The sequence below is a fragment of the Psychrobacter sp. Arc29 genome, from assembly GCF_041431175.1.
GTDB lineage: Bacteria > Pseudomonadota > Gammaproteobacteria > Pseudomonadales > Moraxellaceae > Psychrobacter.
The window spans coordinates 107,029-133,203 of record NZ_JASMRR010000005.1 but is presented as its reverse complement, the minus strand read 5'-3'; the positions used below and the strand labels follow the sequence as shown (position 1 = coordinate 133,203).

Below are 26,175 nucleotides of genomic sequence, written 5' to 3'. Positions count from 1 at the left end.
GATAATATACAACTTTAGAGATTATCAAATACCTTAAAGGATTCATGTATGAAAAAACTTTTGGCTTCGACAGTTATGCTGGCTACTGTCGCCCTAGCAGGCTGCACCACGACAGGTGCTACAAATAATGGCACAGGCACAGCAATCGGTACCGCAAATGAGATTGGCATGAATGTCTTTAGAGCGGCGATCGACAACCAATGCCGTAGCCAAATTGAAAAACAAACCGCTTGGCGTGTTGCAAGTGTCGCTATGACAGAAGCGCAGCAAGAGTCTGTCAAAACTAACGTTTGTGGTTGCGTGAGTGAGCAAGCGCCGCAGCAAGTGACTATCGTTGAATTGGGCAATGCCGCTATCGACTCACAGTATCGCACTCAATTGGTCGCCAGAGTTGTCGCAAAATCTCTACAAAGCTGCTATGCCAGTTTTGTCAAATAAGCCGTAGCCTATACAACGATGTGCATCATCCTATCGTTGCACGTCAAAGCAAGCTAATAAAAAGGTGCGTTATAGATAACGCACCTTTTTATTAGCTTGCTTTTTTACCATATACGCAATTCAGTACAGCGGCCTAGAACTTATTGGAGTCCGTTGGGTTCTGTGATAGAGCGGCGGTAAAAGGCAATAGCTGGCCACGGCGGAAATATTTAGAAGAACCGTCGATGATTTTATCCACTTCCTTAACCAAATCACTGATAACGTCGTCATAGATACCGTGATATAGCTCTTTTTCGAATGCAGTAAACGGATGCTTACGCGATGCTGAACCGACCTCAGTCACGCCTTCTTTACTATAAAAAATATCTACGCGACCATCACTATTCAATACACAGTTCAGTTGACCACCTTCGAGCTCCATCTCTACGCGCTCAGGCATAAAAATATAATCATCTACGTTAATGAGCTTTTTTTCTACTTCTCTTTTAAAAAACGACTTGATATCAAACATAAGTACATCCCTAACTTTATAATTATCAGATACGTGAGCATGCCTAACTTTATAGTTATTGCACAGCATTTACATAGATGCTTAGTGGGTCATGCTTTACACCGTTATCTTATAAGATAGAGAGCGATTTTTTAAGGTACGATATGTAAAACTGCGTTTGATGTTGGTAAGAAGGCAGTTTGGCTTTATCTTCAATATAGAAGTAACAAAAAAGAAAGCGACCAATGAGCAACGTGACTTTCTGTTGTCGTGACACTATTCTAGCTGTCTTGATTAAACCAACCTTTCTCGCGAAACAACTTGAGCACCTACACGAATATTGCCATCTCATCAAGCCTACCCAGTGTTAATCGATTAAAGCCCGTGATAGATACAAACTCACGACCGACCAACAGCAATACCATGCACGCGCATTCTGTTCATATAAATTTCCACATCACAATCTTTTTAGATGCTCTACTATAGAATTCAACCATGAAAAAAGGTGAAGCACTTCCTAAGTACCTCACCTTTGCTATATCCATCCTAATCTATCAGATTAAATGCGCTTTAAGCTCCAACACTTTATCACGTGTTTTTGCCGCTTCCTCAAATTTCAGGTCACGCGACATTTGCTGCATTTGTTTCTCAAGGCGTTTGATTTCTTTGGCAAGCAAATCAGGACTACGCAAGATACTGATATCCACATCAGGCAAATTGCTCTTGATTGGTATCACTTGATTGTCATTGGCATCGTGGTCATCACCTGTATCAATTTTATCAGTGATACTACGGCGTGCGCCTTTTGGCGTGATGTTATGCTCAAGGTTAAAGGCGATTTGCTTATCACGGCGTCGATCTGTCTCGTCTATCGCCTTTTGCATACTTGGTGTAATACGATCAGCATAGAGAATGGCTTTACCGTTCAAATGACGTGCTGCACGACCAATGGTCTGAATAAGTGAACGCTCAGAACGCAAGAAGCCCTCTTTATCAGCGTCAAATATCGCTACCAATGAGACCTCAGGCATATCCAAGCCTTCACGCAGCAAGTTGATACCGACTAGCACATCATGCACGCCAGTACGTAGCTCATGAATGATTTCCATGCGTTCTACCGTGTCGATATCCGAATGCAGATAGGCAACCTTGACACCATATTCTTTCAAATAGCTGGTCAAATCTTCTGACATACGCTTAGTCAGCGTCGTAATCAGTACACGCTCGTCTTTTTCACGGCGTTTGGTAATCTCAGACAGCACATCATCGACCTGTGTCAAGACCGGACGTATCTCAATCTCAGGGTCAATCAAACCCGTTGGACGTACGACCTGCTCAACCACCTGCTCACTGTGTTCCAGCTCATACAGCGCTGGCGTGGCACTGACGTAAATCGTCTTAGGCTTGATGCGCTCCCATTCTTCAAACTTCATTGGGCGATTGTTCATCGCACTTGGTAGGCGAAAGCCATAGTTGACCAAGTTTTCTTTGCGTGATCTATCCCCTTTATACATCGCACCAATCTGAGAGACCGTAACATGCGATTCATCGAGGAACAGTAACGCATCTTCTGGAATATAATCAAACAAAGTCGGCGGCGCTTCCCCTGATGGACGACCAGAGAGATGCTGAGAATAGTTTTCGATACCGTTACAGTAGCCGAGCTGCTGAATCATCTCAAGATCATACTGGGTACGCTCTTTGAGACGCTGTGCTTCAATCAGCTTGTTGTTTTCACGGAAGTACTCCAAACGCGGCTCCAGCTCAGCGCGTATGGTTTCACTGGCCGCTTCTAACTTATTGCGCGGCGTCACATAGTGTGATTTTGGATAAATGGTAATACGTGGCACGCTGCGTACAGTTTTGCCCGTTAACGGATCAAACCACGTGATTTTCTCCACTTCATTGTCAAACAAATGCACGCGTACCGCCAACTGCTCAGACTCAGCAGGATAGATGTCTAACAGCTCACCACGCAAACGATACGTACCACGGCCAAAATCTAGCTCATTACGTGTGTATTGCATTTCAACCAAGCGCTTAATCGTCGCGGTACGATCTATCTGATCACCAACAACCACATGTAGTAGCATTTTTAGATAGCTTTCTGGATCACCCAAACCATAAATACAAGACACTGAAGCAACAATGATCGCATCACGACGCTCTAATAAAGCGCGTGTAGCGGACAGACGCATCTGATCAATGTGATCGTTAATGGCGCTGTCTTTTTCGATAAAGGTATCGCTAGCAGCGACATACGCTTCTGGCTGATAGTAGTCATAATAGCTAACGAAGTATTCAACCGCATTGTTCGGGAAAAACGACTTGAACTCACCATATAGCTGAGCAGCAAGCGTCTTGTTGTGTGCCATGATGATGGTTGGGCGCTGACATTCAGAGATGACCTTAGCCATGGTATAAGTCTTACCAGAGCCAGTCACACCTAGCAATAGCTGTTCATCCATCCCAGAGTCAATACCTTTGACCAGCTTTTCGATGGCTTGCGGCTGATCGCCTGCTGGCTCAAAATCTGTGACCATCTCAAAGGCACGGCTTGAGATTTGCGTCCCCGATGCATTAACACCACTGATTTCAGCTTCGCCTTGGAGCTGAGTGGCCAATTGGTTTAACTGACGCGATGAGCGCGGTTCAGGCATTCTCATAATGATTTTCTTCTTATTAAAGTTTATAACAATATGGGGTCTGAGCAGCGGTTTTTAAAGGCTTTTTAAAGGATAGTGACAAGGCTTATCTTATACATATTGCCATATCGCGCTACGCAAAATATAAGTCTGTAAAGATACTATTTATTGATAAATAAACCTGCCGTTGTTATAAAAAACGCACACAGACTTTGACAAATTTACAAAGATTTTCACGGTTAACAAACCCGTTACACGACCACCTAACAAAGCCTAACACTCAGGGGTTCCAACATCGATTTAAGCTGCTATTATCGATCATGAATTAACAAGCAGGTGACTTATCAGCCGATTGATAGAGATATTTCTGATATCGTTTATTTTGGATTGATTGTCATCAAGTAAGAGTAAAAGACTAATAACAATACATTGAACTTTTCATTCAATATAATAATTTTAAATAAATAACGGAGTAAAATATGAGAGAACGTTACGCAAGTGGAATTTCAGACGATACCGCAAAAAAAATGATTGATTTGCTAAATGCTAACCTAGCAAACGTCATCGATTTAACTTTAGATGGCAAACAGTGCCATTGGAACCTACAAGGTACTGGTTTCATCGGTGTGCATCAGTTATTAGACGAAACGTCAGATCGTATCCTTGAAGTATCAGATACTATCGCTGAGCGTATTGTGATTTTGGGTGGCCAACCAAATGGCTTAGCAAGTCGTGTGGTAAAAGAGTCTATCTTAGATGATTACCCAACTGATATTACTGAAGTAGATCAACACGTACGTGAGCTAACTAGCCGCTATAAAAAAGTAGCAGAGGCATTAAGAGAAGCAATCGCTACTGCTGGCGACGCCGGTGATGAAGATACCGCCGACCTATTCACTGAAGCCAGCCGCATCATTGATAAAGATGCTTGGTTCATCGGTGCGAACGCGCCAAAGAAATAAGTATTCATGAATTAATGAGTTTTTTAGACTCATAATTATCGATATAAAAAGCCGTCATTATTGACGGCTTTTTTGTGTCTTCTGCTTGCTGTCAATGAATCCGTCTACTGTATTCTCTTTTATTGACTGACTTTATGGATCAAATATCTTCTAATTTCAGAATATCAGCATTGGGTGCCGACAGTGTTAAAATGGCCTCTTGGAATACAGGGTTATCTCGGAACAAGTTTTCAATCTCTTCAAACTTTCGAGCGATATGCTCTTCTTTCTGATTGCCTGCGATATCCACTGCGGCGACCATAAAGATCTTTTTGGGACCAACCCACTCTAAATGCAGATAAGACACACTATCGATATCTGGATGATTAAGTAGCTCGCCTAAGACATACTCATGCATGCGATCGGTAACTCTATGCCCGACCAAAAAATCACGATTACGGCTAATCAAAAATATCGCGACCACACCCAATAGTAAGCCTACAATGATAGAACCAAGCGCATCCCAATAAGCCTCTCCAGTATAAGCATGCATGCCCATAGCGGCGGCGGCAATCACCAAACCAATAACGGCAGCTAAATCCTCAAAGAACACACCGCGCAATGTAGGATTAGAGGTATCTACCACATAGCCAAGCGCGCTAATATCAAGCGCCTCACCATGCTTCTTACTTTGTCTATAGGCCTGAACTAGCGAAAACCCTTCAAGTACAAACGCTACTGCCAAAACGATAAAAGCAATTGTATAGTTGGTCTCAGATTCAGTAGCATTCCACTCTTTAATGCCCGTATAAATAGACACAATCGAGCCTGCCGTAAATACACCAAAAGCAGCAATCATTGACCAGACATAGGATTCTTTGCCATAGCCTAATGGATGGCTCTTATCAGCAGGTTTGACAGATTTTTTTTCTGCGACAATCAGCAACGTACCATTGCCCGCATCTGCCCATGAGTGAGCTGCTTCAGCAATCATGGAGGCAGATCCTGTCATAAAGGCGGCAACTGTTTTTGCAATGGCGATAATGAGATTGGCACCAACGGCAATCAACACCGTAATGAGCGAGCCTGAATGCTCATCGTTGGTTTCAGGACTTTGGTTGAGGGTATGCTTTAATTCAGGATCATTGAAGGTTGTCAGATTGCCAGCTCCGCGCGCACGATGACTCGGCACTTTAGAAGGAGCTGACGAATGATGTTGGGGATTACCAACGGATGGCTTTAGACTCATACTAAACTCACTGGAATAACACGTTTATAGTGAATATATTCACCATGGACGAATGGCTTGAAATACCCATCAGCTTAAAGTAAGCGCTTTACAATATCAGTGTCTTTTTAGTGAGTCGTTGTATAAGGTGTTGGTTATTAACCAGCTAAAAGTTGATAATTAAAATTGTTAGCTTATTTAGCATTATCTTCAGCTTCATCAAACTTGCTATTCATGGTTTCAAGGTCACAACTGGGACGATGTGAGCTATCCATTCGCAGTTTTTTTCGCTCTTTTGCAGCATCAGCACGGCACTGCTGTAGATTATTTTTTATATCAAGTGGCGGCGCAGCGGTTGGTTTACCATTATCGTCAATAGCAACCATCGTAAAGTAACAGCTATTGGTGTGGCGAACCTTTCGAGCACGTACGTCTTCCGCTTCGACGCGAATACCTATCTCCACTGACGTGGTGCCGACATAGTTGACGCTAGCCGCAAAGGTAACCAGCTCACCCACGTATATTGGCTCACGGAACATGACCTGATCCACCGATAATGTCACTACATAGTTACCACTATAGCGACTGGCACAAGCGTAAGCGACCTGGTCGAGCATCTTGAGCAAATCGCCACCATGTACGTTACCAATGAAGTTTGCCATATCAGGCGTCATCAGAATCGACATGTACAGCTCATGGTTTAATGGGGCTTTTTTGGCAGTCGAGCTGGTATTGTATTGCGGCATAACGTTCCTTAAATGGTTTGACACTTATTTGTTGTGCCTACCATTTATACAGTAGGACACCAAATAGCGCAAACAGCCCTGTGTCTCTAATCGGTCTAGGTTATGTAAATCAGAGCTATATAGGGCCAGCTTTTATGAATAAGGGCGATCTTTGATTAGCTCAACCAATGAAAGCGATACGCAAGCCATGCCACTATGGCGCTAACCGAACCCGTTAAAACACCGCCCCACACAAAGTCAACGAGCGCTGTATCTAACGTAAAACCCTTGTATAGTGCCAAATTGGTAAAGTCATATGTACCGTAAGCCATCAGGCCAATCAAACCACCAAGTAAGAAAATATGACCAACCGATGCGCCTGCTTTAATTTGTGGATATAGAATCAATATGCAGAGTGCCAAGACATAAAACATATAAAAGATACCAGCGGCCATCATATTTGGCTCATCCGCCAATAGATGACCGATACGCGACTCATAAAAAGCCCCTTTCATGGTCGTTAGCCAAACAGCGTCCACGCCCAAAAAGATGACCACAGCAGCGAGATAAATAAAAACATAACCCATGATAATACCCTTTATAAAATGAATAAAAACGGATAAAACTTATAATTTCAGTCGTGGCTGAATAAAATCTAAAAATGCTAAAATACGCGATGATACGGCACTGTTTTTGTAATATACGGCCTGTATGGTTTCGCGATTGTTTGGTCTGACTATCGCCTCAGGTAACACCTCAACCAATCGTCCAGATTTCAAATCGTCACCAATCATAAAATGTGACAGTAAAGCGATACCTTGGTGATTTAAACATAGCTGACGCAAGGTCTCGCCGCTACTGCCAGTCATATGAAAATTAAGTTTCACTGGTGTTTTTAATGGCCAGCTATTTAGTTTTGATGCATCGTTAAAGCCAATTAATTTATGAGTGCTTAAATCATTAATATGAGCTACTTCATTATGCTGATATAAATATTCAGGACTGGCTACTAGCCGCAGCTTACTCTTACCCAATAGACGCGCATGCAGGTTTGAGTCTTTTAAATCGCCAATTCTGATAGCCAGATCTGTCTTATGCTCAAGCAAATCAATAATATTGTCATGTGAGGTGAGGTCGAGAGTGATATCTGGATATTGCACCACAAAATCACCAACCAATGGCGTTAGTTGATGAAAGACAAACGGGCTGGCGGCGTCAATTCGTAGATGTCCACTCGGCGCTTGTTTTAACAGCTTAATCGCCTCTTCACCGGTATATAACGTATTTAAACCCTCACGCGCATATCTAATAAAGACATGCCCTTCCTCCGTCAGCTCCAAGCGCCGCGTCGTTCTATTTAGCAGCGTACATTGCAGCGTATCTTCGAGTCTGGACACCGCACGAGATACTTTAGCGACTTGCTGATTCAGCACGTTGGCAGCGCCAGTGAAACTACCCGTGTCTACTACCGTCAAAAATATCTCTATATCTTCTGTTTTAGCATGTCCCATCATCATGATGACCTTTACAAAATTGACAAAGGTATTTTGTCATTTGTGCTGTTTTTTGCAAACTATAAATCCGTCAAACTACGCACATCATTTAATTATTAGGATGTCGTTATGCCACTCGCTTTATGGGCGCTTACTCTGAGCGCATTTGCAATTGGGACAACCGAATTTGTCATCGTTGGATTGGTACCAACTATTGCCACCGATCTGGGCGTGAGCTTGCCTTCAGCAGGGTTGCTCGTCAGCCTATATGCTGTCGGTGTCGCTATCGGTGCCCCTATCCTCACCGCGCTCACTGGTCGCTGGAATCGTAAAATAGTACTGATGAGCCTAATGGGTCTATTTGTCATCGGCAACTTGCTGGCTTGGCAGGCACCCAGTTATGAAACCTTAATACTTGCCCGTATCTTGACCGGTCTGGCGCATGGTGTGTTTTTCTCTATTGGTTCCATGATTGCTACCAACCTTGTCAGTAAAGAAAAAGAAGCCAGCGCAATTGCCATTATGTTTACAGGACTTACTGTAGCGCTCGTCACTGGCGTACCTCTTGGCACATGGATTGGACAACATTTTGGTTGGCGCGCTACGTTTTTGGTCGTCTCAGCACTGGGCTTAATCGCTTTAATCGGTAGCGCGATATTAGTACCAAAAAACCTAAAAAAATCTATCCCTGCAACCTTCAAAGAGCAATTACAAGTCATTGTAAAACCACAATTACTACTGGTCTATCTAATGACTATTCTCGGCTATGGCGGTACGTTTACGGCATTTACCTACCTAGCACCTATCTTAGAGCAGCAGACCAAATTTGCGCCATCAGCCATCGGCCTTATCATGCTCGTATATGGCGTGTCCGTTGCGATCGGTAATATCTGGGGCGGAAAACTTGCAGATAAACGCGGCCCTATTAGTGCGCTTAGCATTATATTTAGCGCCTTAAGTATTATTCTTTTACTGTTCACCTTTACTATGCAATCCAAGATTGCTGCTGTACTGACTATTTTGGTATGGGGTGCTTTCGCCTTTGGTAATGTACCAGGCCTACAAATCTACGTAGTCAAGCAAGCTGAAAAGTATACGCCAAACGCCGTCGATGTCGCCTCTGGACTGAACATTGCTGCATTCAATATCGGTATTGCACTGGGCTCCATCATCGGTGGTAGCGTGGTTGAAAACATGTCATTGCAAGACACAGCTTGGATAGGTGCTGTTATCTCTTTAATGGCATTAGCAGTGACACGCTATTCAGGTCTGCGTGATAAGCGTGCCCTGCAAATATCATAGAACCATTCAATATATAACCTTTCAATGTACAACCTCTCAACATATGGGTCTCAAACTGTTTATACAGTATGAGACTCTATGAATATTATGAACAAACCATATCTACATCATCAGACTTATACCGATGCTGTGCCTGCCATATCTGCATCATGAAAGGCCGTCTCATCGTTCGAAACCGTTTCGTTCTTCAAGACTGCACTTGGCAAATCGGAAAAATGCAGCGTGTCAATATTGTTAGGCTTCACCGCAGTGACTTGGACCACACCGATCGTACGCTCCAAGAATCCCCCTTCGCAGTAACAGAAATAAAACTCCCATAGTCGGATAAAGGCATCGTCATAGCCAAGCGCTTGAATCTCTGCACGCTGTGCCATAAACGCAGCACGCCAATCACGCAGCGTGTATGCATAATCAAAGCCATAATCATGTAATTGCTTGACGACCATGTCAGTCTGCTCAGTAAACTGTGTCGTCAGCTCTTGGTTGGAAAGCAGACAACCACCTGGGAATATATGCGTTTGGATAAAATCAACCGAATCGATATAGTCTTGATAATTCTGATCATTAAAAGTAATGGCCTGCAATACCATAAGACCCGTCGGCTTGAGTAAGCTATTACACTTAGCAAAGAACGTCGGCAAGTACTCATGTCCCACCGCTTCAATCATCTCGATACTGACTAGCTTGTCGTACTTTCCCGTCAGCTCACGATAGTCTTGCTTAAGAAGCGTAATCTTATCAGACAATCCTGCCGCTTCGACTCGTCTCTGCGCCTCGTCATATTGCGCATCAGATATCGTCGTGGTGGTCACATGGCAACCGTAATGCTTGGCCGCAAAAATAGCAAAACCGCCCCACCCTGTACCAATTTCAATAACATTATCATCATCACTAAGCTGTAAACGTTGGCAGATTAGCGACAGTTTGTGCTGCTGAGCATCGCTGAGCGTCACATCAGGCGTCGAGTATACTGCTGACGAATACATCATCGTATCGTCCAAGAATCGCTGATACATATCATTGCCCAAATCATAATGCGCTAGGATATTAGATTTAGACCCAGATTTATCATTACCACGCAGCTGATGCTTCGCTTTCTCAAATGCTTTACTGACACCTGCAAAACGGTTTTCTAACTTATTGAGCACTTCCAAGTTACGCGCCGCCAATCGGATCAAGCCCGTCAAATCATCCGTATCCCATTCGCCGTTGATATAACTGTCTGCCAAAGCGATAGAGCCACCAAGCAGCAATTGACGATAGACAGCAGGATCATGAATTTGTAACGTCACATGCAGAGGATGACGACCAACCGCTGAACTACTTGCCACGCTAGGGGCGACAATACCAAAGCTAGTTGTCTTAGATTCTTGTTTACCGAATGTCTCAATCAAAGTAAGACTGCCAAACTGGATATGCTGCAGTGCGCGAAAGATAAGCTTTCTGGCTAAATGATTCACGCCGTCACTTACTGGTTGTAGTACGGCACTTTCGTTAACCACTTTACTCATGCGAGCGGTTAACTTCTCTAATCTTGTCACTGGTGCTCGGTCGGTCGGTCGTACTGACATCGTATGGTTGTCCTTGTTTAGGTTCTTTTATTTTGAAATTGACTATATAAAATGTGTTGCTGGGTTTTGCATTTCTAGATTATCAATCGTTTAAAGCTTCGCTTTTTAAAGAGGCAGATGTTTTCTGATTGCTGTCGGCTAGCTTTTCATCATAATTGATATAAGGCACCTTTTTGATCGCATAGAGTTTAAAGGCTTGCCCATAAATACGCGCTAACGATGTTATGTTCATCAGTGGGTTTTTTCGCAAGCTATTGCGAACGGTGGTTTCTGTCAGCGGCACCCCAGATATCTTTATACCCGTTTTTAGGACGTCACCACGCTCATCACTGATATCAATAGCGATACGAACTTGCAAGCCCGTATTTGACTGCTTATCTGCCGTATCTCGTTGTGTACGTTTTACCGTCACCTGCCAACGGTATAGCTGATCGATAGGATTAAAGGGTGACACATGAAAGTCTTTATCATGACAAAACTCTGTGTCCTCTCCCTCTAGCAAAAACCCATAGTAATGACGCCTATCCCAAGGTGTATTAGAAACTTCAGCCAATAAGTGCGTAGGTGTCTGCTGCTCATCAAACCCTAGGTAAAAATTGACCGGGCTAAAATACATACCCACATTACGGCAGACGATTAACCCCACCATATCGCCTTCAGGCGCGCTACCTGCATGTTTTTCAAATGCTTGGCTTAGACGCTGCTTCAATGCTTGATTAGACCGCAAATTGCTATCAATATCTTGATTGTCACTTATGTTCTCATTGTCATTTAGGCTTTTATTTCTGCTTAGGCTATTGAAACCCTCTAAATAATCATTAGGGCAAAATTGTTGCAGCGCCTTTGTCTTGGCTGAAAATAAAGGCAATCCTTTTGCCAATAACTTCTTTGGTAATATCTTGCTCAGGTGTGAGGCACCTAAAAACTTATGGTCACCCAAAGCTGCCGCGTTAATTTCAGGAAGTTCCTGTCCTGCGGCCAATGCACTGATATTGATACCCCAATAACGGTACGGATAAACAAATTTATTCACACTAGGTAGCAACCGACTATGCCATGTCGTGCCCTCAAGCAATTGATGCGGTAAAGCAGTAGTATCACAAGCTAGCTCATGACGTGACGTATCATTAGTAGGTTTGGTGGACACGGTCATAGACACTCTCTTCGGTAACGGCACATGATGATAGAACGATTCGCAATATTACTCGCAAGGCTATTTGGCTTTGCGGCGAGCAAATAAACCACGTTTTTTATTTTGGGCACTATCATCAGTCGCACTCTGTAAACGCTCAGCATACTCAACCAGTTCCTGATTGGTAGTCGCAGTGATAACCTGACGCTTATCAAGTTTGCGTGCCTTTGTGTCAGCCTTTATAGGCAAGTCTTTATAACGAAACGGCGTATGTGCACTATCCGCATTAGGCAAATGCGCTGGATCAACTTCATTTTTTATATCGATATAATGGCCGAGCGCCTGACACACACGTAGACCGCTGCGTACGCCATCTTCATGAAAGCCGTTAAACCAATATGCTCCGCAAAAATGCGTGTGCAACCCAGCGCCAGAGATGCTTGACCATTTGGTTTGCGCCTCAATCATCTTTAGATCGAACACTGGATGGCTATAATCAATGCTTTTGACGATTTGCTTATCATCTACCTCATAGTTAAGCGTAACCAAATAATTATGCTTCTTGGTCAGACGCTGCAGGATATTCATATGATACGTTAGCACTGGTTTTTCAGGTGCTTGTGTATTTACGCCAGCTTGTTCATCGCCTGTCATACTGTCTGAAGTTTTTTCATCGATAAGGTAATTCCAGCTTGCCCATGCCAGTGGTTTCTTAGGTAAGACGCTCGTATCGGTGTGCAATATTGCCGTATTTTTGGTAAAGCGGAAGTGATTCAGCACCTCAGACTCATCGGTACTGGCATCTTTTAGAATCTTCAACGCGGTGTCTGCATGGCAGGCAAAAATGACTTCATCGAATACAAGATTTTCGCTACGGTTGTCAACGTTACCTTTATCCTGTATTGTCAAAATCACTTGCTCACCATCACGCGTCACAGACTGTACTGGGCTATTGACTCGCACCTTACCGCCCGCTTTGATAAAGCGTGGAATCAACTTATTAACGTACTGTTTTGAGCCACCTTTGATCGTAAACCATTGCGGACGATTGACCACATCAAGTAAGCCATGATTGTCAAAGAATTGCGCAAAAAACACCAATGGGAAATCTTGTACTTCATCCAGACTGGTTGACCAAATAGCTGAGACCATCGGTAGCAGATAATTATTGGTAAATAGCTGACCATAGTTTTTTTGTGCTAGATAACCACCGAGTGTCTGCTCAGTAAATTCGCTAATGTCTTGCCCCGCAGCACGCGCATTATCATAATCTTGACGTAGTTGCTTAATGTGCTTATTAAACTGCAAGACATCTTTGATAAATTGCCAGAATTTCGGATTGAGTACGTTTTTGCGCTGCGATAATAAGGTGTTTAGCGTATGACCATTATATTCAAAATGACGTGCGGTATTTTTGACAGAAAAGCTCATATCTGTCGCCTGAAATGGCACTTGCAGATCGTGGAGCAAACGGAAGAAATTGGGATAAGTACGCTCATTAAAAACAATAAAACCGGTGTCTATGGCGCTGCTCTCTACGTTACTACTCTTTGCTTTTTTGCCGTCCTGTAGTGCCACATCAATGGTGTTTACATGCCCGCCGATATAATCATTGGCCTCAAAAACTGTCACCTCATGTTGCGCGCCTAAGTAATGCGCACAAGTCAGCCCTGACACACCCGAGCCAATAATGGCGATACGTTTTTGTGCTTCCTGATGGTCAGCATTTTTGGCATCATTGCTATCTGCAGTTTTTTGATTATTTGCACGCTTGAAACGAATAAACGGCATAAAAGCATTCCCTTCTATATTTTTGCTGTTTTTATAGTGGATAATAGGTTTGTTAATAATGATAAATTACTTTTTATTAAGCTTTTCACTGACTTGCTGCCAGACCAAGTCAGGCAATGTGCCCAATGCTTTCAAAGGCATCGTTAGTTTTTTGGGGAACTCAATGACCTCATGACCGCTTTCTATGCCATCACGGATGGCTTGACTGGCCTGCTTTGGCGTCTGGATAAACGGCATAGGGAAATCATTCTGTTTGGTCATAGGCGTTTCAACAAACCCCGGTACAACGAGGCTCACCGACACATCGTGTGGTGCGAGGCTAATCTGTAGTGTTTTCATCAGATAATGGATAGCAGCTTTTGAGCTACCATAAGCTTCAGCACGGGCAAACGGCACATAAGCAGACGCTGAACCGATACCGACTAAGCGACCTTTAGACGCAATGAGCTTTGGCAATACGCCTTCGATGGCATGAGACAACGTGCCCATATTGACTGACATCACTTTCATAAATACTTCGCTATCAAAGTTTGGCATATCTAAATACTCACACATCCCAGCACCGCAAATCGCCAAATCAACGTTCTCGACTTTTTCAAAAGCTTCAATAACTTTATCCCGATCCATGAGATCCAAATCAATCGTCTCTGCGCCGAGAGACTTGAGCTCAGCCAGCGCGTCATCATCACGTCCAACAGCATAAACCGTGTGACCCTCTAGCAGATAATCCTTGGTCAATTGATTACCAATACCAGAGGTCGCACCAGTAATGAGAATATGTAGTTTTTTAGTAGCGTCTGTCATCGTAAATATCCTTTTTAAATGTTCTTATAATATGAAAAGCGTATCGCTCAACAAAGAGTTGAATAGCTCTGTCTTTAAATTTGGATGGCAAGCTTTTAGCTGAGCGTATTTGTGCTCTGTTATATTGCTTGTTTTTATTAACCTATACGCCATCTTATTTAACAAACCTAAATAATTATAGTGGTCGGCTATAGGTTTATTGTTGTGACTTCGCAATTGCTACAACAAAAGCATCTTATCTTTACTGTGGTTTTTATATTTATATAGTGAGTCATACTGCAAGACGGTCCGCAATGTTTTGTTATCGGGGTAATAAGACAGCGCTATATCAGCATGCTACAATATTAAAATAGCCGCGCAGACATGGATGAGCGTCTCATTTATGATCGAATTGTGGCTATCTTCACGATAAGATGAGGCAATTATCTAAACTGCCTGATATCTTGTCCTGATAGTGATAAAAGCGTTATATAATTAATATCGATTTTTACCAATCCCACTCCCATATAAAAAAGGATCTCTCATGAGCGAGTTGCAACTGTCTGACCGCGTCAATAGCATCAAACCCTCTCCTACGCTAGCGATTACTAATAAAGCAAAAGAACTAAAAGCAGCTGGCAAAGACATTATCGGTTTGGGCGCAGGCGAACCTGATTTTGATACCCCTGACCACATCAAAAAAGCTGCAATCGATGCCATTAATGACGGTTTCACCAAATACACTGCTGTTGATGGTACGCCAGAACTCAAAAAAGCCATCATAGAGAAGTTCAAACGTGACAATGACATCAGCTACGAGCCAAACGAAATCCTAGTATCGGTTGGTGGTAAGCAATCATTCTTTAACCTTGCCCAAGCATTTATCAACCCTGGCGACGAAGTCATCATCCCAGCACCGTACTGGGTGAGCTATCCTGACATGGTTATCATCGCAGAAGGCGTACCAGTCATCGTAAAATGCCCAGCTGAACAAGACTTCAAAATCACCGCTGAGCAGCTAGAAGACGCCATCACTGAAAAAACCAAAATGTTGGTATTGAATAGCCCGTCTAACCCGACTGGTATGATTTATACGTTGGACGAGCTAAAAGCCATCGCTGAAGTATTGAAAAAGCATCCACACGTGTATGTGGCCTCTGACGATATGTACGAGCATATCCGCTGGACGGGTGATAAGTTCTACAATATTCTAAATGCAGCGCCTGAGTTAAAAGACCGTGCCATTATCCTAAACGGTGTCTCTAAAGCCTATGCGATGACAGGCTGGCGTATTGGCTACGCTGGTGGCCCTGCCAAACTCATCGGCGCGATGAAAAAAGTACAGTCACAGTCTACTTCATGCCCAACATCGATCAGTCAAGTGGCAGCGACAGCAGCAATCAGTGGCGATCAGAGCGTACTTGAGCCAATGGTAGCGGCGTTTGAGAAACGTTGTGACCTAGTTGTTGATGGCCTAAATGCGATTAAAGGTATCACTTGCCTACGCCCTGATGGTGCGTTTTATGTGTATCCGAATATCGTGCCACTCATCAAAGCCGCTGGCCTATCATCATGTACTGAGTTTTCAGCATGGTTGCTAGAAAAAGTTGGTGTCGCGGTCGTACCTGGTGATGCTTTCGGTCTTGGTGGCTATATGCGTATCTCTTACGCGACTGATGAAGCCACATTGAAAGATGCCTTGTCACGTATCGAAAAAGCTGTTGCTGACTTGGACGTTGCCGAATAAGTCACAAAGCATCACTAGCCTTACAAGTGCTTTAATAAAAAAGACGCCGCGTAGTTTTTATGTGGCGTCTTTTTTATGCCCATTTTCACTATTTATCCGCAAAAGACCTCTCTCTCATCATTAAAGTGATATTTTTTACGAATTATGAAAAAAAACGCTTGACGTATTTTTTATCTTTGCTAGAATACGCCCCACTTAGCAAGAACTCGTTAGAGACTTCTAAGGCTCGTTGTAAGCGATTAGTTACTTACAGCCTATTCTCCAATAGCTCAGTTGGTAGAGCAACGGACTGTTAATCCGTGTGTCCCTGGTTCGAGCCCAGGTTGGAGAGCCACATTTTAGTAGTAAAAGTTTTGAGTCACTATAGATTCAATTATGGCATTTGCCAAAACCCTCATCAGTTTGATGGGGGTTTTTTTATGGCTGATATTTGAAGGAAACTCTGCACTTACTCTAATTCTTTGATAAGCGCCTGCATTTCTTTTATCTCGCGTTTTTGCGCTTCAATAATATCATCGGCAAGCTTCTGTACTCTAGGGTCTTCTATATCCGCGCGCGAGCTGGTCAAAATTGCAATAGAGTGATGCGGTATCATCGCTTGCATCCAGTCGACTTGATCGACCGTTGCCTGAGATCTCACGCCCCAAATTCCAACAGCAAACATCAATACGCTTAACCCATAAATCATCAAGTTGACCTTGGTCTTCTTGTACATATTGGTCATAAATGCCAGCATCACCACTGCCATACCTGCACCCATATATAGCGCCATATAGGCTCTGGTCTCACTAAAATAAATATGATCCCATTGATAGGTGTTGAAGTACATCATGATATACATCACAGCAGTGGATGTCAGAATCATAAGCGTGAACTTCACGTAAGGGTTCATATGGTTTTGCTCTGAATGATTCATCAGACAGTCTCCCCAAAATATTCACCAAAAAACGGTAGTTATCAATCTATTTATACTACTAAATATTATAGCTGCTGAGCCATAGACCCAACCTCCGCATATACTTGGTTTGTCCCGTCTTTGTTTATTTGCATAATTTGATACGGCATGAACTGGTCTTGATACTCCATGCCTGGACTACCAACTGGCATGCCGGGTACAGCGAGGCCAATAGCTTGCTCTGGTGGATTCTGCAAAAACTCTGCCACATACTTAGCAGGGACATGGCCTTCAAACACGTAACCATCAGTCGTGACTGCCGTGTGGCAAGAGCGTAGCTCATCAGGCACGCTATGACGGTCTTTAATCAATGACAAATCAGCTGGGTGCTGTACTGTCGAGCTTAGACCATGTGTCTGTGCATGACCTATCCACTCTTTGCAGCAACCACAATTGGCATCTTTGTAGACGGTTGCAGATACATTTTTCAAAATACCAGTCTGGCTCGCTTGCGTCTGGGCTGTAGATTCTAACACCGCATCAACGTTTGCATCTTTAGCATTGGTATTGACACTTAAGTCATCAGTATTATCAGACTGTGCGCATGCAGACAATAAAAGTACAGCCACCAATACGGCTGCCTCTCGTGTTGGCATGAGTAAATGATTACGAGGTCTACCGGTAGGTTTTACAGTTAGCATTGTCATTTTATGGCCTCATTTTTGGTAAAACACTGATCACATTTAGACCTTATCATGTCAGAATAAAGCTGAACATCAATATTCTTATCAAATTGCCGTCCTAGCAAGCTTGCTAATGCTTTGATTAGCTTGGCAGCATAGGCAGCCAAACAACCAAGGCCAAAAGCGTCACCAATAGCACAGGAGGCGTAATCAGCAGGCCTATTTTTATATATTGCCCCCAACTGATTTTGTAGTCTTTTTCTGCCAACACATGCAACCACAATAAAGTCGCAAGACTGCCAATCGGTGTAAACTTGGGGCCCAAATCATTACCAATCACATTGGCATAAATCATCAGCTCTCGCGTCGCGGCGGGCACTTGTGCCTGATCAATCGCAAGCGCGCCGACCAAAGTCGCTGGCATATTATTCATGATAGACGCGACAATGGCAGATAAAAACCCAGTCCCTACTGTGGCAATGACTGCGCCCTGCCCTCCTAGCCAGTTAAGTACTTGCGCGCCGTATGCGGTAAGACCTGCATTGCCCAAACCATACACCACCAAATACATACCGATCGAAAACAGGACGATTTGCCAAGGAGCCTTGCGTACAACATCACTGACAGATATCACCGCACCGCGTCCGCCTTGCCATAGCCGACCAGCGATGACCATCAGTACCAGAGCAATAGCACCTGTGACAAGTGAAATAGGTAACCCCAACGGCTCCGTTGCAAAATAAGTAACTAGTAACAAACCCAACAATGGAAAAGCTGTGCGAAAGACCAATGGGTCGGTAATAGCAGACGCTGGGGCGCTTAGATTATCGACTGGATAGTGCTTGGGAATATGACGGGCATAGACCATCCACAACACCAGTAGCGTCGCCAATACAGACACGATATTCACAGGCACCATAACCGCCGCATAACGACCAAAACCAATATTAAAATAATTGGCACTGACGATATTGACTAAATTTGAAGTGACCAAGGGCAGACTTGCCGTATCAGCGATAAAACCCGTGGCGATGATAAAAGCTAAAGCAGATGGTGGTGCAAAATTGAGACGCAGCAAAATAGCAATCACAATCGGCGTCAGTAATAGCGCCGCCCCATCATTGGCAAAAAACGCAGAAATAAACGCACCCAGTATGACAATCATCGGAAAAAGTGGTCGCCCTTGCCCATTGCCAAGCCTTGCCACATGCAGCGCTGCCCAGCCAAAAAATCCTGCTCTATCTAAGATAAGCGAGATGATGATCAGCGCCACAAAAGTAAAGGTCGCATCCCAAACAATATCCCAAACGATACCGACATCTGATAGCTGCACCACACCAAGCACCAAAGCGACCAATGCACCGCCCATCGCACTCCAGCCGATACCCAATCCTTTCGGTTGCCATATGACCAGCACCAGAGTGACAACAAAAATAGCAAACGCAAGCATGGCACAGCCTTACTTAGATAGTAATGTTAATGTAATTGTATTAGGGAGACAGTATTAGCGTGACCGTATCAAAGCGACTTTTGATTGACGCGGTTGGATAGTTCTTCAGCGCTCTCGACGCGCTCTGAATAGCGATCGGTAAGATACGCTGAGCGTCCGCGAGTGAGCCAAGTAAATTTCACCAACTCTTCGCAGACATCGACCAGACGCAGATATAACGGAGACATATCCATGCGATTGTTCTCGTTGAATTCTAAAAAAGCTTTGGGTATAGAAGATTGATTGGGGATAGTGATCATCCGCATCCAACGTCCAAGAATACGCATTTGATTGACCGTATTAAAGCTCTGACTACCGCCACTGACTTGCATCAGTGCCAAGGTTTTACCCTGTGTCGGACGGACGCCACCCAAAGACAGCGGAATCCAATCGATTTGCGCTTTCATAATACTGGTGATACTGCCATGACGCTCTGGACTCACCCAAAGCATCCCTTCTGACCACTGTGCCAACTGTCGTAGCTCTTGCACTTTGGGATGGTCTGAGTCTACATCGTCAGGCAGTGGCAAGCCTGAGGGATCAAACATCCGCACCTCACAACCATACCAACGTAACAGTCGGCTCGATTCTTCCGCGGCCAATCTAGAGAATGAGCGCGCGCGGACAGAGCCGTACAACACCAGTATTTTGGGCGCATGACGTGGATCATTAGGCGCGATCAGAGACTCAACATCAATAGGTTGAATTTGGTCTGCATCAATATTGGGCAAATCATCAAAGCCAGATGCTGTCAAAGTAGCTGACTCATGCGCAGACGCTGGCTGCGCTTTAGTGTTTATCATGATAAATGACCTCTCCATCTTCTTTGGTGAAGCTACTGACTGGATTTGCTAGCAGTTCAAACACGCGCTCTGAAGGGCGACATAAAGCAGCGCCTTTATCAGTCACCACGATCGGACGATTGATCAAAATAGGATGTGCAATCATGGCATCGATGATGTGATCATCAGAGAGCTCAGGATTGTCTAGGCCAAGCTCATCATTGATCGCCTCTTTACTTCTTAGTAATTCTCTTGGAGAGATTTGCATTTGGTCTAACAATTCAACTAAACGCGCTCGCGTTGGTGGATTTTTTAGATATTCCACCACTTCTGGCGTCTCTCCTGAGGCTTTCATGATAGCAAGTGTATTACGAGAGGTTCCGCAGTTAGGATTATGAAAAATTAAAGGTTTCATCGTGATCTTACCTATTTTATAAGTATGTTTATTGAATCAATCATTGGTTAATCATCACTTTGCTCAGCAGACTCATTTACCCTGCATCCACTTAAACTGTCGATAAGTGAGGCACACAATTCTGGATGTCCTGCACAGCAGTCTTGCAGTAAAAACTGAATGACGCTATCCATATGTGAGAGCGATGCCCGATAGATAATCTGTCGGCTTTGTCGTTGTGAGACCACCCACCCTGCTCGTGCCAGCACCGCTAGATGCGCTGACATCGTGTTGTGTGGCACACCGAGCTGACGAGCTATTTCACCCGCAGGGAGACCGTCAGGCTCGTGGCTGACTAGCAATCTAAAAGCCTTTAAACGAGTGTCTTGAGAGAGTGCAGCAAAGCTTGCAGTAGCAGTAGTTATTTCCATATGTCCAATAATATAGACATATGGAAATAATTCAATGGTTTTTGGATGAATTTTTTTCTTTTGGGAGTGCCAGAGCTTACTCAAAATGCGACGATAAGTAGAATATCTAAATAGTTAACACTCATATCTGCCAAATATATGCTTAGTAATTGACCTTCTTACCGATATGATATTAACTATTGCGTATTCTCAAGTAGGTACCTTACATGTTTGCGTGCAGACAGCGCTTAACAATTTTGAGTCTGACTTTTTCTGATGGTTTGAGGCTACCATTTATCCAAAAGTCGTTATCTAGCTTATCTGTATGTTTTTCAGAGCTTCCCCAGCGTGATTCTTTAGAACCAAAATCCTTTAATTCAATTAACGTAAAGCCTTGCTTTTCCTCTTTGCTGAGTAGTGCTTCAGGAACCCAACCGTTAACCATAGTTGTATGACCTTGCTCAAAGTCGATATCGAAATTTAACCAATATTGAGTTTCCTCGCCCTTATTTGTTAAATAACTCAATGTAAAATTATTTTTATACCAAAGAATAAAACTATCCGTGGATTTTAAGAAATACCAAGTCAAATCCAACAATTCTCGACAACGCTCAATATTAGGCGGTGGAGCATCATTATGTTCAATATCGTTCCTGATAAGCATTAACTGTTTTAACATGTAAGGTCGAACTAAGCCCAAAGACTCTAAGTATTCTAAATATCCTTTTGGTGAATCAGATACAGCAATTTTCTTGAGCGAATATACGTGTTCTATAAACTTCAGCCTTTGATTGAGGCAGCGTTTTAAATTAGAAATGACAACAACCCGATCAAACTCATTTGTACCCCCTGTCGAAATTAGCTCAGCATGTTTCCAAAGATCGTATGCCCTTAGATGATCTACCTCGTTTGTATAACTATAGCTCTCTATCTTTGCAGACCAATCCAATACCGAATCACATAACCAAACCTTTTCTTTTTCCATATTATATTTCTCATTTTCTATCACTGACTAAAATGATTATGTATGCATTACTATTTGTTATTTTGTGATCGTTTGTATACTCTACCGACATGAATTAAGCTGACTAGCTTGATCAGTGGTTTTATAAGCAACTGCGCACTACCAAGGATAAACAGCCACGTCCCATCTGTGGTGAGCGACTCTTTTAAAAAGAAAAAGCTACCAATCAAAAACCAGATAGCGATAAGTAAGTCATTTACCGCGCCCAAGGCATCATAGCGCCGCTGTATCAAAATATGATCTTGTCCAATATCAACATCTAGCTTTTTACTGTCACTCAAAACTTATTCCTTACTTACCTATGTATATTGAGCCATTAGATATATCAGTCAGCCAGCACTACTGTCAACAATGGGCGGTGTAAGGCGTACGAAAATAAAACATTCAAGCCTGTGACAATGATCTATTGACGACTTTTAGATCGCTTTGCCCTTATATTTTCACTACTGATAGTATCGATAAATAAGGACACCTGATTCGAACTAATATTATTGTGGCATACTCGCCTACAAAATATCGAGATATAATAATATCGAAAAAACATACAGACACAAAAAAACCCCAAACAATCTAGTGTCTGAGGCGAAACTTGCTTAAACTTAACAGTTTAAATTCGTTTTAAATATGGCGCAGCGGACGGGACTCGAACCCGCGACCCCCGGCGTGACAGGCCGGTATTCTAACCAACTGAACTACCGCTGCTTAGGTCTCTTAGCTTGTTTAGCCACTTGCTAAGAAGTGGTGGGTGATGACGGATTCGAACCGCCGACATTCTGCGTGTAAGGCAGACGCTCTACCAACTGAGCTAATCACCCTTCGAACAATTGCGATGCAATTTATTCAACATCAACTGAGCCCTATGTTTGTCACTAAGCTCTGCTGCTGTGGGTGTGTATTATATAGATTTACACTTGGCTGTCAAACGCTATTTTCCACTTTTTTAAATATTTTTCACTTTTATATTGAAATTTTTAGCAAGCATATGTTTTTATTGATTTTTTATTTTTATAAAAAATTCATTTCTTTGAGTCTCATACTCACGCATCAGTGAGAGCTTGTTCAATATCATTCTTGAGTGCTTCTGGCTTGGTTGTGGGCGCATAACGTTCAATAACCTGACCTTTGCTGTCAATTAAAAACTTGGTGAAATTCCATTTGATACCTTCTGTTAGCACCCCGCCCTTTTGGTCTTTGAGCCATTTATAGATAGGGTGGGCATCTGCACCATTGACTTCGGTCTTTGCCATCATAGGAAAGCTGACACCATAGTTTTTTTGACAAAACGCACCTATCTCATCATTACTACCGGGATCTTGACCACCAAATTGATTACAAGGAAAACCGATAACGACCAGCCCTTGGTCTTTATATTGTTGATATAACGATTCTAACCCTTCAAACTGCGGGGTAAAGCCACATTTGCTTGCCGTGTTAACGATTAGCAATACTTTATCTTTATACTCAGAAAACGCTTGCGAGCTGCCGTCCATACGCTCAGCGGTGAAATCATAAATAGTACTCATCATCTATCCTTAATTTGAGAATTTTATTATTTTGATTATTTGTTTCAATAACGCTGTTTTCTTTATCACATGAATATTAAAAACCCTTGAAAAGGAAGCACTCTGTACTTCCCCTCTCACACTTCTAAAATCAGATAAAGGACTTACTTCTCAGATTTATCCAAATCAATAGATACTGAGTTGATGCAATAGCGCATACCTGTCGTCTCACGTGGACCATCAGGGAATACATGACCCAAATGTGCACCGCAGTTGCTACAGGTGACTTCGGTACGAGTCATGCCCAATGAGTTGTCAACATGCTCGTCTATTGCACTGTTATCAACCCCTTGATCGAAACTTGGCCAGCCACAACCCGCATCAAACTTATTGCTTGAATCAAACAAACTGGCACCGCAGCCTTTACAGCGATAAACACCATCATCAGTTGCATCGTTATAGACGCCAGTAAATGGACGCTCTGTGCCCTTTTCACGCATCACATGATACTCGTCAGCGCTCAAACGCTCTTTCCAGTCAGCTTCGGTCAATTGGCTGATTTCTTCTTTACTTAATTGATTGTCTTGCATAATTTACCCTTATTCGATTATTTATTATTGATAACTATTTTATCGCCATATTATTATAAAAACGATGGATTATATGTGAAGGTTCACAACTCACTATTCAAGGCATATTCAAAAAGAGTACTGCCAATGCTATGTGATTTGTAGTGCTTTGAGCAGCACCCTTCGAATAAAATACAGTCAATAATATTCACTTATCTATAGATATGAGCATCAAGGGAAAGGGAAAAAGACACAATATTGCAAGTTATTCTTGCGTTTTATAAAAAGAGTTTCTATCTCTTGCAATATGTTTTGCAATGCAATAATATCTTGCATTGGCTAGTCATAAAACAATATTTAGTGTTACATCGCCTATTATATGTTCACTGATTGATAAAGGCTCAAATAACGATGTCTGATAGCAATAGTAAAAGCACACAAGCGCAGCGACTGGTACAGCTACGCCGAGACAAAGGATTTACTGCTGAGCAGCTAGCACAAGCAATGACAGCCGCTGGTGCAAAGGTGAGTCGCGGTGCTATCTCCAACTGGGAGCGCGGCACTAATGGTATCGTCTCATCCAAGCTACCCACACTGGCTCGTATTTTAGGTTGTAGCGAAGGCTACCTATTGCGCGGTGAGCTTAAAAATGAAGCTGCTGACTCCGATGATTTAGCATCATCTACAAAGCAAAGCGAGCTCAATTCGACGAGCCCTAAAGCAACTACGGCTCAACCGATTTTATCTCCTAATACGACATCTTTTAATCATGATAAAACTTCACACAACCACTCGATAAATGGTCACGCTATGAACACCATAAAAAAATCCGATAAATTACAAAACGTCTGCTACGACATTCGCGGCCCACTACTACAAACTGCCAATAAAATGGAAGCAGAAGGTAAGCGAATACTGAAGCTAAATGTAGGCAATCCAGCCCCGTTTGGTTTAGAAGCGCCTCATGAAATCTTACGTGACGTGGCGATGAATTTATCTGAGGCAACGGGTTATTCAGACTCACAAGGGATTTTTTCAGCGCGCAAGGCCATCTTGCAATATTACCAGTCCAAAGGCTTGTTATCAGCAGTTGATGTGCGTGACGTCTATCTGGGCAATGGTGTGTCTGAGTTGATTGTCATGACCATGCAAGCGCTCATGAACGATGGCGATGAAGTCCTAATTCCGATGCCAGATTATCCGCTTTGGACAGCAGCGGCTAACCTCGCTGGTGGCACCGCTGTACATTATCGCTGTAACGAAGAAGACAACTGGCACCCTGATATTGAGGACATCAAATCTAAGATTACCAGTAAAACAAAGGGCATCGTGGTTATCAATCCCAATAATCCGACAGGCTCCCTTTATAGCGATGAGTTACTAAAACAAATTATCGAAGTCGCGAAAGAGCACAACTTAATCATCATGGCGGACGAGATTTACGATCGTATTCTCTATGATGATAATGTACATACCCCGATGAGCACCTTGACCGATGAAGTATTGGTACTCTCGTATAATGGCTTGTCAAAATCGCACCGTATTGCCGGATTTCGCTCAGGTTGGATGATGGTGTCTGGACGCAAACAACACGCGGCTGACTTTATTGAAGGCTTGGACATGCTGGCATCTATGCGCCTTTGCTCTAATGTGCAAGGACAATACGCTATTCAAACAGCGATGGGCGGTCATCAGAGTATGCAAGACTTGACCTCTGAATCAGGTCGCCTATATAAGCAACGAGAAATGGCGGTGTCACGTCTCAATGCGATTAAAGGTATTTCTTGTACGATGCCGCAAGGTGCGTTTTATTGTTTTCCAAAAATGGATCCAGAGGTTTACCCCATCACGGATGATATGGACTTTATGATGGACTTACTCGTCGAAGAAAACGTATTGATGGTACAAGGTACAGGCTTTAATTGGGACAAACCCGATCATTTTCGTTTGGTCTTTTTGCCTAACTTGCTTGACTTAGAAAATGCGATGGACAGATTGGACCGATTTTTTGCAAAAAAACGCCAGCAGTTTGGCACTGAGTAAATCCTCATATGACATTAAAAAACGCTTATCGGCATCATGCTGATAAGCGTTTTTTATGGCTCTAAAATAAGCTTTAGTACAGAACTCTATCGCCTTAG

Annotated in this window: 25 protein-coding genes, 3 tRNA genes and 1 pseudogene; 7 read left to right on the top strand and 22 right to left on the bottom strand. The window is 43.1% G+C overall.

The genetic code is table 11. The features are described 5' to 3' along the window. Positions 1–48 precede the first annotated feature (48 nt). Complete coding sequence (locus tag QO189_RS08635) at positions 49–438, top strand: hypothetical protein (RefSeq protein ID WP_371532411.1); 390 nt, start codon at positions 49–51, stop codon at positions 436–438. 133 nt (positions 439–571) lie between these two features. Here the strand turns inward: QO189_RS08635 and QO189_RS08630 are convergent, their stop codons facing one another. After that, positions 572–949 (bottom strand): hypothetical protein, encoded by a 378-nt coding sequence (locus tag QO189_RS08630; protein ID WP_238036883.1) that lies wholly within the window; start codon positions 947–949, stop codon positions 572–574. Between the two features lie 533 nt (positions 950–1,482). Beyond that, the gene (gene uvrB / locus QO189_RS08625) at positions 1,483–3,594 is read right to left on the bottom strand and encodes an excinuclease ABC subunit UvrB (protein WP_371532410.1); all 2,112 of its coding nucleotides are present in this window, start codon (positions 3,592–3,594) and stop codon (positions 1,483–1,485) included. A 458-nt stretch (positions 3,595–4,052) separates the two neighbouring features. Here uvrB and dps point away from each other — a divergent pair, with 458 nt between their 5' ends. Then, entirely contained in the window at positions 4,053–4,535 is a 483-nt protein-coding gene (dps, locus tag QO189_RS08620) for a DNA starvation/stationary phase protection protein Dps (RefSeq protein WP_201598413.1), read from the top strand. Positions 4,536–4,674: 139 nt separating this feature from the next. Here the strand turns inward: dps and QO189_RS08615 are convergent, their stop codons facing one another. From QO189_RS08615 to QO189_RS08600, 4 genes are all read right to left on the bottom strand, one after another. After that, positions 4,675–5,763: a cation diffusion facilitator family transporter gene (locus tag QO189_RS08615; RefSeq protein WP_371532409.1), complete on the bottom strand. Its 1,089-nt coding sequence runs from the start codon at positions 5,761–5,763 to the stop codon at positions 4,675–4,677. Positions 5,764–5,936: 173 nt separating this feature from the next. Beyond that, positions 5,937–6,488, bottom strand: coding sequence for an acyl-CoA thioesterase (locus QO189_RS08610; RefSeq protein ID WP_371532408.1), 552 nt, complete (start codon positions 6,486–6,488; stop codon positions 5,937–5,939). Between the two features lie 155 nt (positions 6,489–6,643). Then, positions 6,644–7,054: a DUF2177 family protein gene (locus QO189_RS08605; protein ID WP_371532407.1), complete on the bottom strand. Its 411-nt coding sequence runs from the start codon at positions 7,052–7,054 to the stop codon at positions 6,644–6,646. 39 nt (positions 7,055–7,093) lie between these two features. Then, positions 7,094–7,984, bottom strand: a complete 891-nt coding sequence (locus tag QO189_RS08600) for a LysR family transcriptional regulator (protein ID WP_371532406.1) — start codon at positions 7,982–7,984, stop codon at positions 7,094–7,096. Between the two features lie 105 nt (positions 7,985–8,089). On the opposite strand from QO189_RS08600, the gene QO189_RS08595 reads away from it, so the two are divergent. Further along, the gene (locus QO189_RS08595) at positions 8,090–9,262 is read left to right on the top strand and encodes an MFS transporter (protein WP_371532405.1); all 1,173 of its coding nucleotides are present in this window, start codon (positions 8,090–8,092) and stop codon (positions 9,260–9,262) included. 116 nt (positions 9,263–9,378) lie between these two features. On the opposite strand, the gene QO189_RS08590 is transcribed toward QO189_RS08595, so the two are convergent. The 4 genes from QO189_RS08590 to QO189_RS08575 form a co-directional block, all read right to left on the bottom strand. Then, positions 9,379–10,833: a class I SAM-dependent methyltransferase gene (locus QO189_RS08590; protein WP_371532404.1), complete on the bottom strand. Its 1,455-nt coding sequence runs from the start codon at positions 10,831–10,833 to the stop codon at positions 9,379–9,381. Between the two features lie 82 nt (positions 10,834–10,915). Continuing rightward, positions 10,916–11,986 carry a DUF1365 domain-containing protein gene (locus QO189_RS08585; protein ID WP_371532403.1) on the bottom strand — a complete coding sequence of 357 codons (1,071 nt, stop codon included), beginning with the start codon at positions 11,984–11,986 and terminating at the stop codon, positions 10,916–10,918. A 60-nt stretch (positions 11,987–12,046) separates the two neighbouring features. Further along, complete coding sequence (locus QO189_RS08580) at positions 12,047–13,756, bottom strand: NAD(P)/FAD-dependent oxidoreductase (protein ID WP_371532402.1); 1,710 nt, start codon at positions 13,754–13,756, stop codon at positions 12,047–12,049. A gap of 66 nt (positions 13,757–13,822) precedes the next feature. After that, the gene (locus QO189_RS08575; RefSeq protein ID WP_371532401.1) at positions 13,823–14,560 is read right to left on the bottom strand and encodes an SDR family NAD(P)-dependent oxidoreductase; all 738 of its coding nucleotides are present in this window, start codon (positions 14,558–14,560) and stop codon (positions 13,823–13,825) included. A 523-nt stretch (positions 14,561–15,083) separates the two neighbouring features. On the opposite strand from QO189_RS08575, the gene QO189_RS08570 reads away from it, so the two are divergent. Both QO189_RS08570 and QO189_RS08565 read left to right on the top strand, forming a co-directional pair. Beyond that, positions 15,084–16,286, top strand: coding sequence for a pyridoxal phosphate-dependent aminotransferase (locus tag QO189_RS08570; protein WP_371532400.1), 1,203 nt, complete (start codon positions 15,084–15,086; stop codon positions 16,284–16,286). 258 nt (positions 16,287–16,544) lie between these two features. After that, positions 16,545–16,620: transfer RNA gene (locus QO189_RS08565), tRNA-Asn, on the top strand. Between the two features lie 114 nt (positions 16,621–16,734). Here QO189_RS08565 and QO189_RS08560 read toward each other — a convergent pair. From QO189_RS08560 to msrB, 12 genes are all read right to left on the bottom strand, one after another. Continuing rightward, positions 16,735–17,202 carry a DUF305 domain-containing protein gene (locus QO189_RS08560; protein WP_371532399.1) on the bottom strand — a complete coding sequence of 156 codons (468 nt, stop codon included), beginning with the start codon at positions 17,200–17,202 and terminating at the stop codon, positions 16,735–16,737. Positions 17,203–17,267: 65 nt separating this feature from the next. Then, positions 17,268–17,888 (bottom strand): DUF411 domain-containing protein, encoded by a 621-nt coding sequence (locus tag QO189_RS08555; RefSeq protein ID WP_371532398.1) that lies wholly within the window; start codon positions 17,886–17,888, stop codon positions 17,268–17,270. Positions 17,889–18,006: 118 nt separating this feature from the next. Beyond that, positions 18,007–19,314 (bottom strand): arsenic transporter, encoded by a 1,308-nt coding sequence (locus tag QO189_RS08550; RefSeq protein WP_371532397.1) that lies wholly within the window; start codon positions 19,312–19,314, stop codon positions 18,007–18,009. 68 nt (positions 19,315–19,382) lie between these two features. Continuing rightward, on the bottom strand, positions 19,383–20,156 hold the full coding sequence (gene arsH, locus QO189_RS08545; RefSeq protein WP_371532396.1) for an arsenical resistance protein ArsH: 774 nt from the start codon (positions 20,154–20,156) through the stop codon (positions 19,383–19,385). Beyond that, positions 20,143–20,550, bottom strand: coding sequence for an arsenate reductase (glutaredoxin) (gene arsC, locus QO189_RS08540; protein WP_371532395.1), 408 nt, complete (start codon positions 20,548–20,550; stop codon positions 20,143–20,145). Before arsC ends, arsH begins: the two co-directional genes overlap by 14 nt. A 47-nt stretch (positions 20,551–20,597) precedes the next feature. Beyond that, entirely contained in the window at positions 20,598–20,960 is a 363-nt protein-coding gene (locus QO189_RS08535; RefSeq protein ID WP_371532394.1) for an ArsR/SmtB family transcription factor, read from the bottom strand. A gap of 202 nt (positions 20,961–21,162) precedes the next feature. Continuing rightward, on the bottom strand, positions 21,163–21,924 hold the full coding sequence (locus QO189_RS08530) for a hypothetical protein (RefSeq protein WP_371532393.1): 762 nt from the start codon (positions 21,922–21,924) through the stop codon (positions 21,163–21,165). A 50-nt stretch (positions 21,925–21,974) separates the two neighbouring features. Continuing rightward, positions 21,975–22,244, bottom strand: coding sequence for a YrhK family protein (locus QO189_RS08525; RefSeq protein WP_371532392.1), 270 nt, complete (start codon positions 22,242–22,244; stop codon positions 21,975–21,977). Positions 22,245–22,588: 344 nt separating this feature from the next. Continuing rightward, positions 22,589–22,665: transfer RNA gene (locus QO189_RS08520), tRNA-Asp, on the bottom strand. Positions 22,666–22,702: 37 nt separating this feature from the next. Continuing rightward, a tRNA-Val gene (locus tag QO189_RS08515) sits at positions 22,703–22,778 on the bottom strand. Positions 22,779–23,000: 222 nt separating this feature from the next. Further along, entirely contained in the window at positions 23,001–23,486 is a 486-nt protein-coding gene (locus QO189_RS08510; protein ID WP_371532391.1) for a glutathione peroxidase, read from the bottom strand. A 143-nt stretch (positions 23,487–23,629) separates the two neighbouring features. Beyond that, on the bottom strand, positions 23,630–24,055 hold the full coding sequence (gene msrB, locus QO189_RS08505; RefSeq protein ID WP_201598436.1) for a peptide-methionine (R)-S-oxide reductase MsrB: 426 nt from the start codon (positions 24,053–24,055) through the stop codon (positions 23,630–23,632). A 390-nt stretch (positions 24,056–24,445) separates the two neighbouring features. Here msrB and QO189_RS08500 point away from each other — a divergent pair. Both QO189_RS08500 and QO189_RS08495 read left to right on the top strand, forming a co-directional pair. After that, positions 24,446–24,683: pseudogene (locus tag QO189_RS08500) on the top strand (helix-turn-helix domain-containing protein); the annotation flags it as partial. A 161-nt stretch (positions 24,684–24,844) separates the two neighbouring features. Next, a complete protein-coding gene (locus QO189_RS08495) occupies positions 24,845–26,077 on the top strand; it encodes an aminotransferase class I/II-fold pyridoxal phosphate-dependent enzyme (RefSeq protein ID WP_256714015.1) in 1,233 nt (410 codons plus the stop codon). Positions 26,078–26,175 lie beyond the last annotated feature (98 nt).

Bases quoted from the DNA above. Each gene is read 5' to 3' on its own strand.
- QO189_RS08635 (WP_371532411.1), top strand. From the start codon at position 49: ATGAAAAAACTTTTGGCTTCGACAGTTATGCTGGCTACTGTCGCCCTA.
- QO189_RS08630 (WP_238036883.1), bottom strand. From the start codon at position 949: ATGTTTGATATCAAGTCGTTTTTTAAAAGAGAAGTAGAAAAAAAGCTC.
- uvrB (WP_371532410.1), bottom strand. From the start codon at position 3,594: ATGAGAATGCCTGAACCGCGCTCATCGCGTCAGTTAAACCAATTGGCC.
- dps (WP_201598413.1), top strand. From the start codon at position 4,053: ATGAGAGAACGTTACGCAAGTGGAATTTCAGACGATACCGCAAAAAAA.
- QO189_RS08615 (WP_371532409.1), bottom strand. From the start codon at position 5,763: ATGAGTCTAAAGCCATCCGTTGGTAATCCCCAACATCATTCGTCAGCT.
- QO189_RS08610 (WP_371532408.1), bottom strand. From the start codon at position 6,488: ATGCCGCAATACAATACCAGCTCGACTGCCAAAAAAGCCCCATTAAAC.
- QO189_RS08605 (WP_371532407.1), bottom strand. From the start codon at position 7,054: ATGGGTTATGTTTTTATTTATCTCGCTGCTGTGGTCATCTTTTTGGGC.
- QO189_RS08600 (WP_371532406.1), bottom strand. From the start codon at position 7,984: ATGATGATGGGACATGCTAAAACAGAAGATATAGAGATATTTTTGACG.
- QO189_RS08595 (WP_371532405.1), top strand. From the start codon at position 8,090: ATGCCACTCGCTTTATGGGCGCTTACTCTGAGCGCATTTGCAATTGGG.
- QO189_RS08590 (WP_371532404.1), bottom strand. From the start codon at position 10,833: ATGTCAGTACGACCGACCGACCGAGCACCAGTGACAAGATTAGAGAAG.
- QO189_RS08585 (WP_371532403.1), bottom strand. From the start codon at position 11,986: ATGACCGTGTCCACCAAACCTACTAATGATACGTCACGTCATGAGCTA.
- QO189_RS08580 (WP_371532402.1), bottom strand. From the start codon at position 13,756: ATGCCGTTTATTCGTTTCAAGCGTGCAAATAATCAAAAAACTGCAGAT.
- QO189_RS08575 (WP_371532401.1), bottom strand. From the start codon at position 14,560: ATGACAGACGCTACTAAAAAACTACATATTCTCATTACTGGTGCGACC.
- QO189_RS08570 (WP_371532400.1), top strand. From the start codon at position 15,084: ATGAGCGAGTTGCAACTGTCTGACCGCGTCAATAGCATCAAACCCTCT.
- QO189_RS08560 (WP_371532399.1), bottom strand. From the start codon at position 17,202: ATGAATCATTCAGAGCAAAACCATATGAACCCTTACGTGAAGTTCACG.
- QO189_RS08555 (WP_371532398.1), bottom strand. From the start codon at position 17,888: ATGACAATGCTAACTGTAAAACCTACCGGTAGACCTCGTAATCATTTA.
- QO189_RS08550 (WP_371532397.1), bottom strand. From the start codon at position 19,314: ATGCTTGCGTTTGCTATTTTTGTTGTCACTCTGGTGCTGGTCATATGG.
- arsH (WP_371532396.1), bottom strand. From the start codon at position 20,156: ATGATAAACACTAAAGCGCAGCCAGCGTCTGCGCATGAGTCAGCTACT.
- arsC (WP_371532395.1), bottom strand. From the start codon at position 20,550: ATGAAACCTTTAATTTTTCATAATCCTAACTGCGGAACCTCTCGTAAT.
- QO189_RS08535 (WP_371532394.1), bottom strand. From the start codon at position 20,960: ATGGAAATAACTACTGCTACTGCAAGCTTTGCTGCACTCTCTCAAGAC.
- QO189_RS08530 (WP_371532393.1), bottom strand. From the start codon at position 21,924: ATGGAAAAAGAAAAGGTTTGGTTATGTGATTCGGTATTGGATTGGTCT.
- QO189_RS08510 (WP_371532391.1), bottom strand. From the start codon at position 23,486: ATGAGTACTATTTATGATTTCACCGCTGAGCGTATGGACGGCAGCTCG.
- msrB (WP_201598436.1), bottom strand. From the start codon at position 24,055: ATGCAAGACAATCAATTAAGTAAAGAAGAAATCAGCCAATTGACCGAA.
- QO189_RS08495 (WP_256714015.1), top strand. From the start codon at position 24,845: ATGAACACCATAAAAAAATCCGATAAATTACAAAACGTCTGCTACGAC.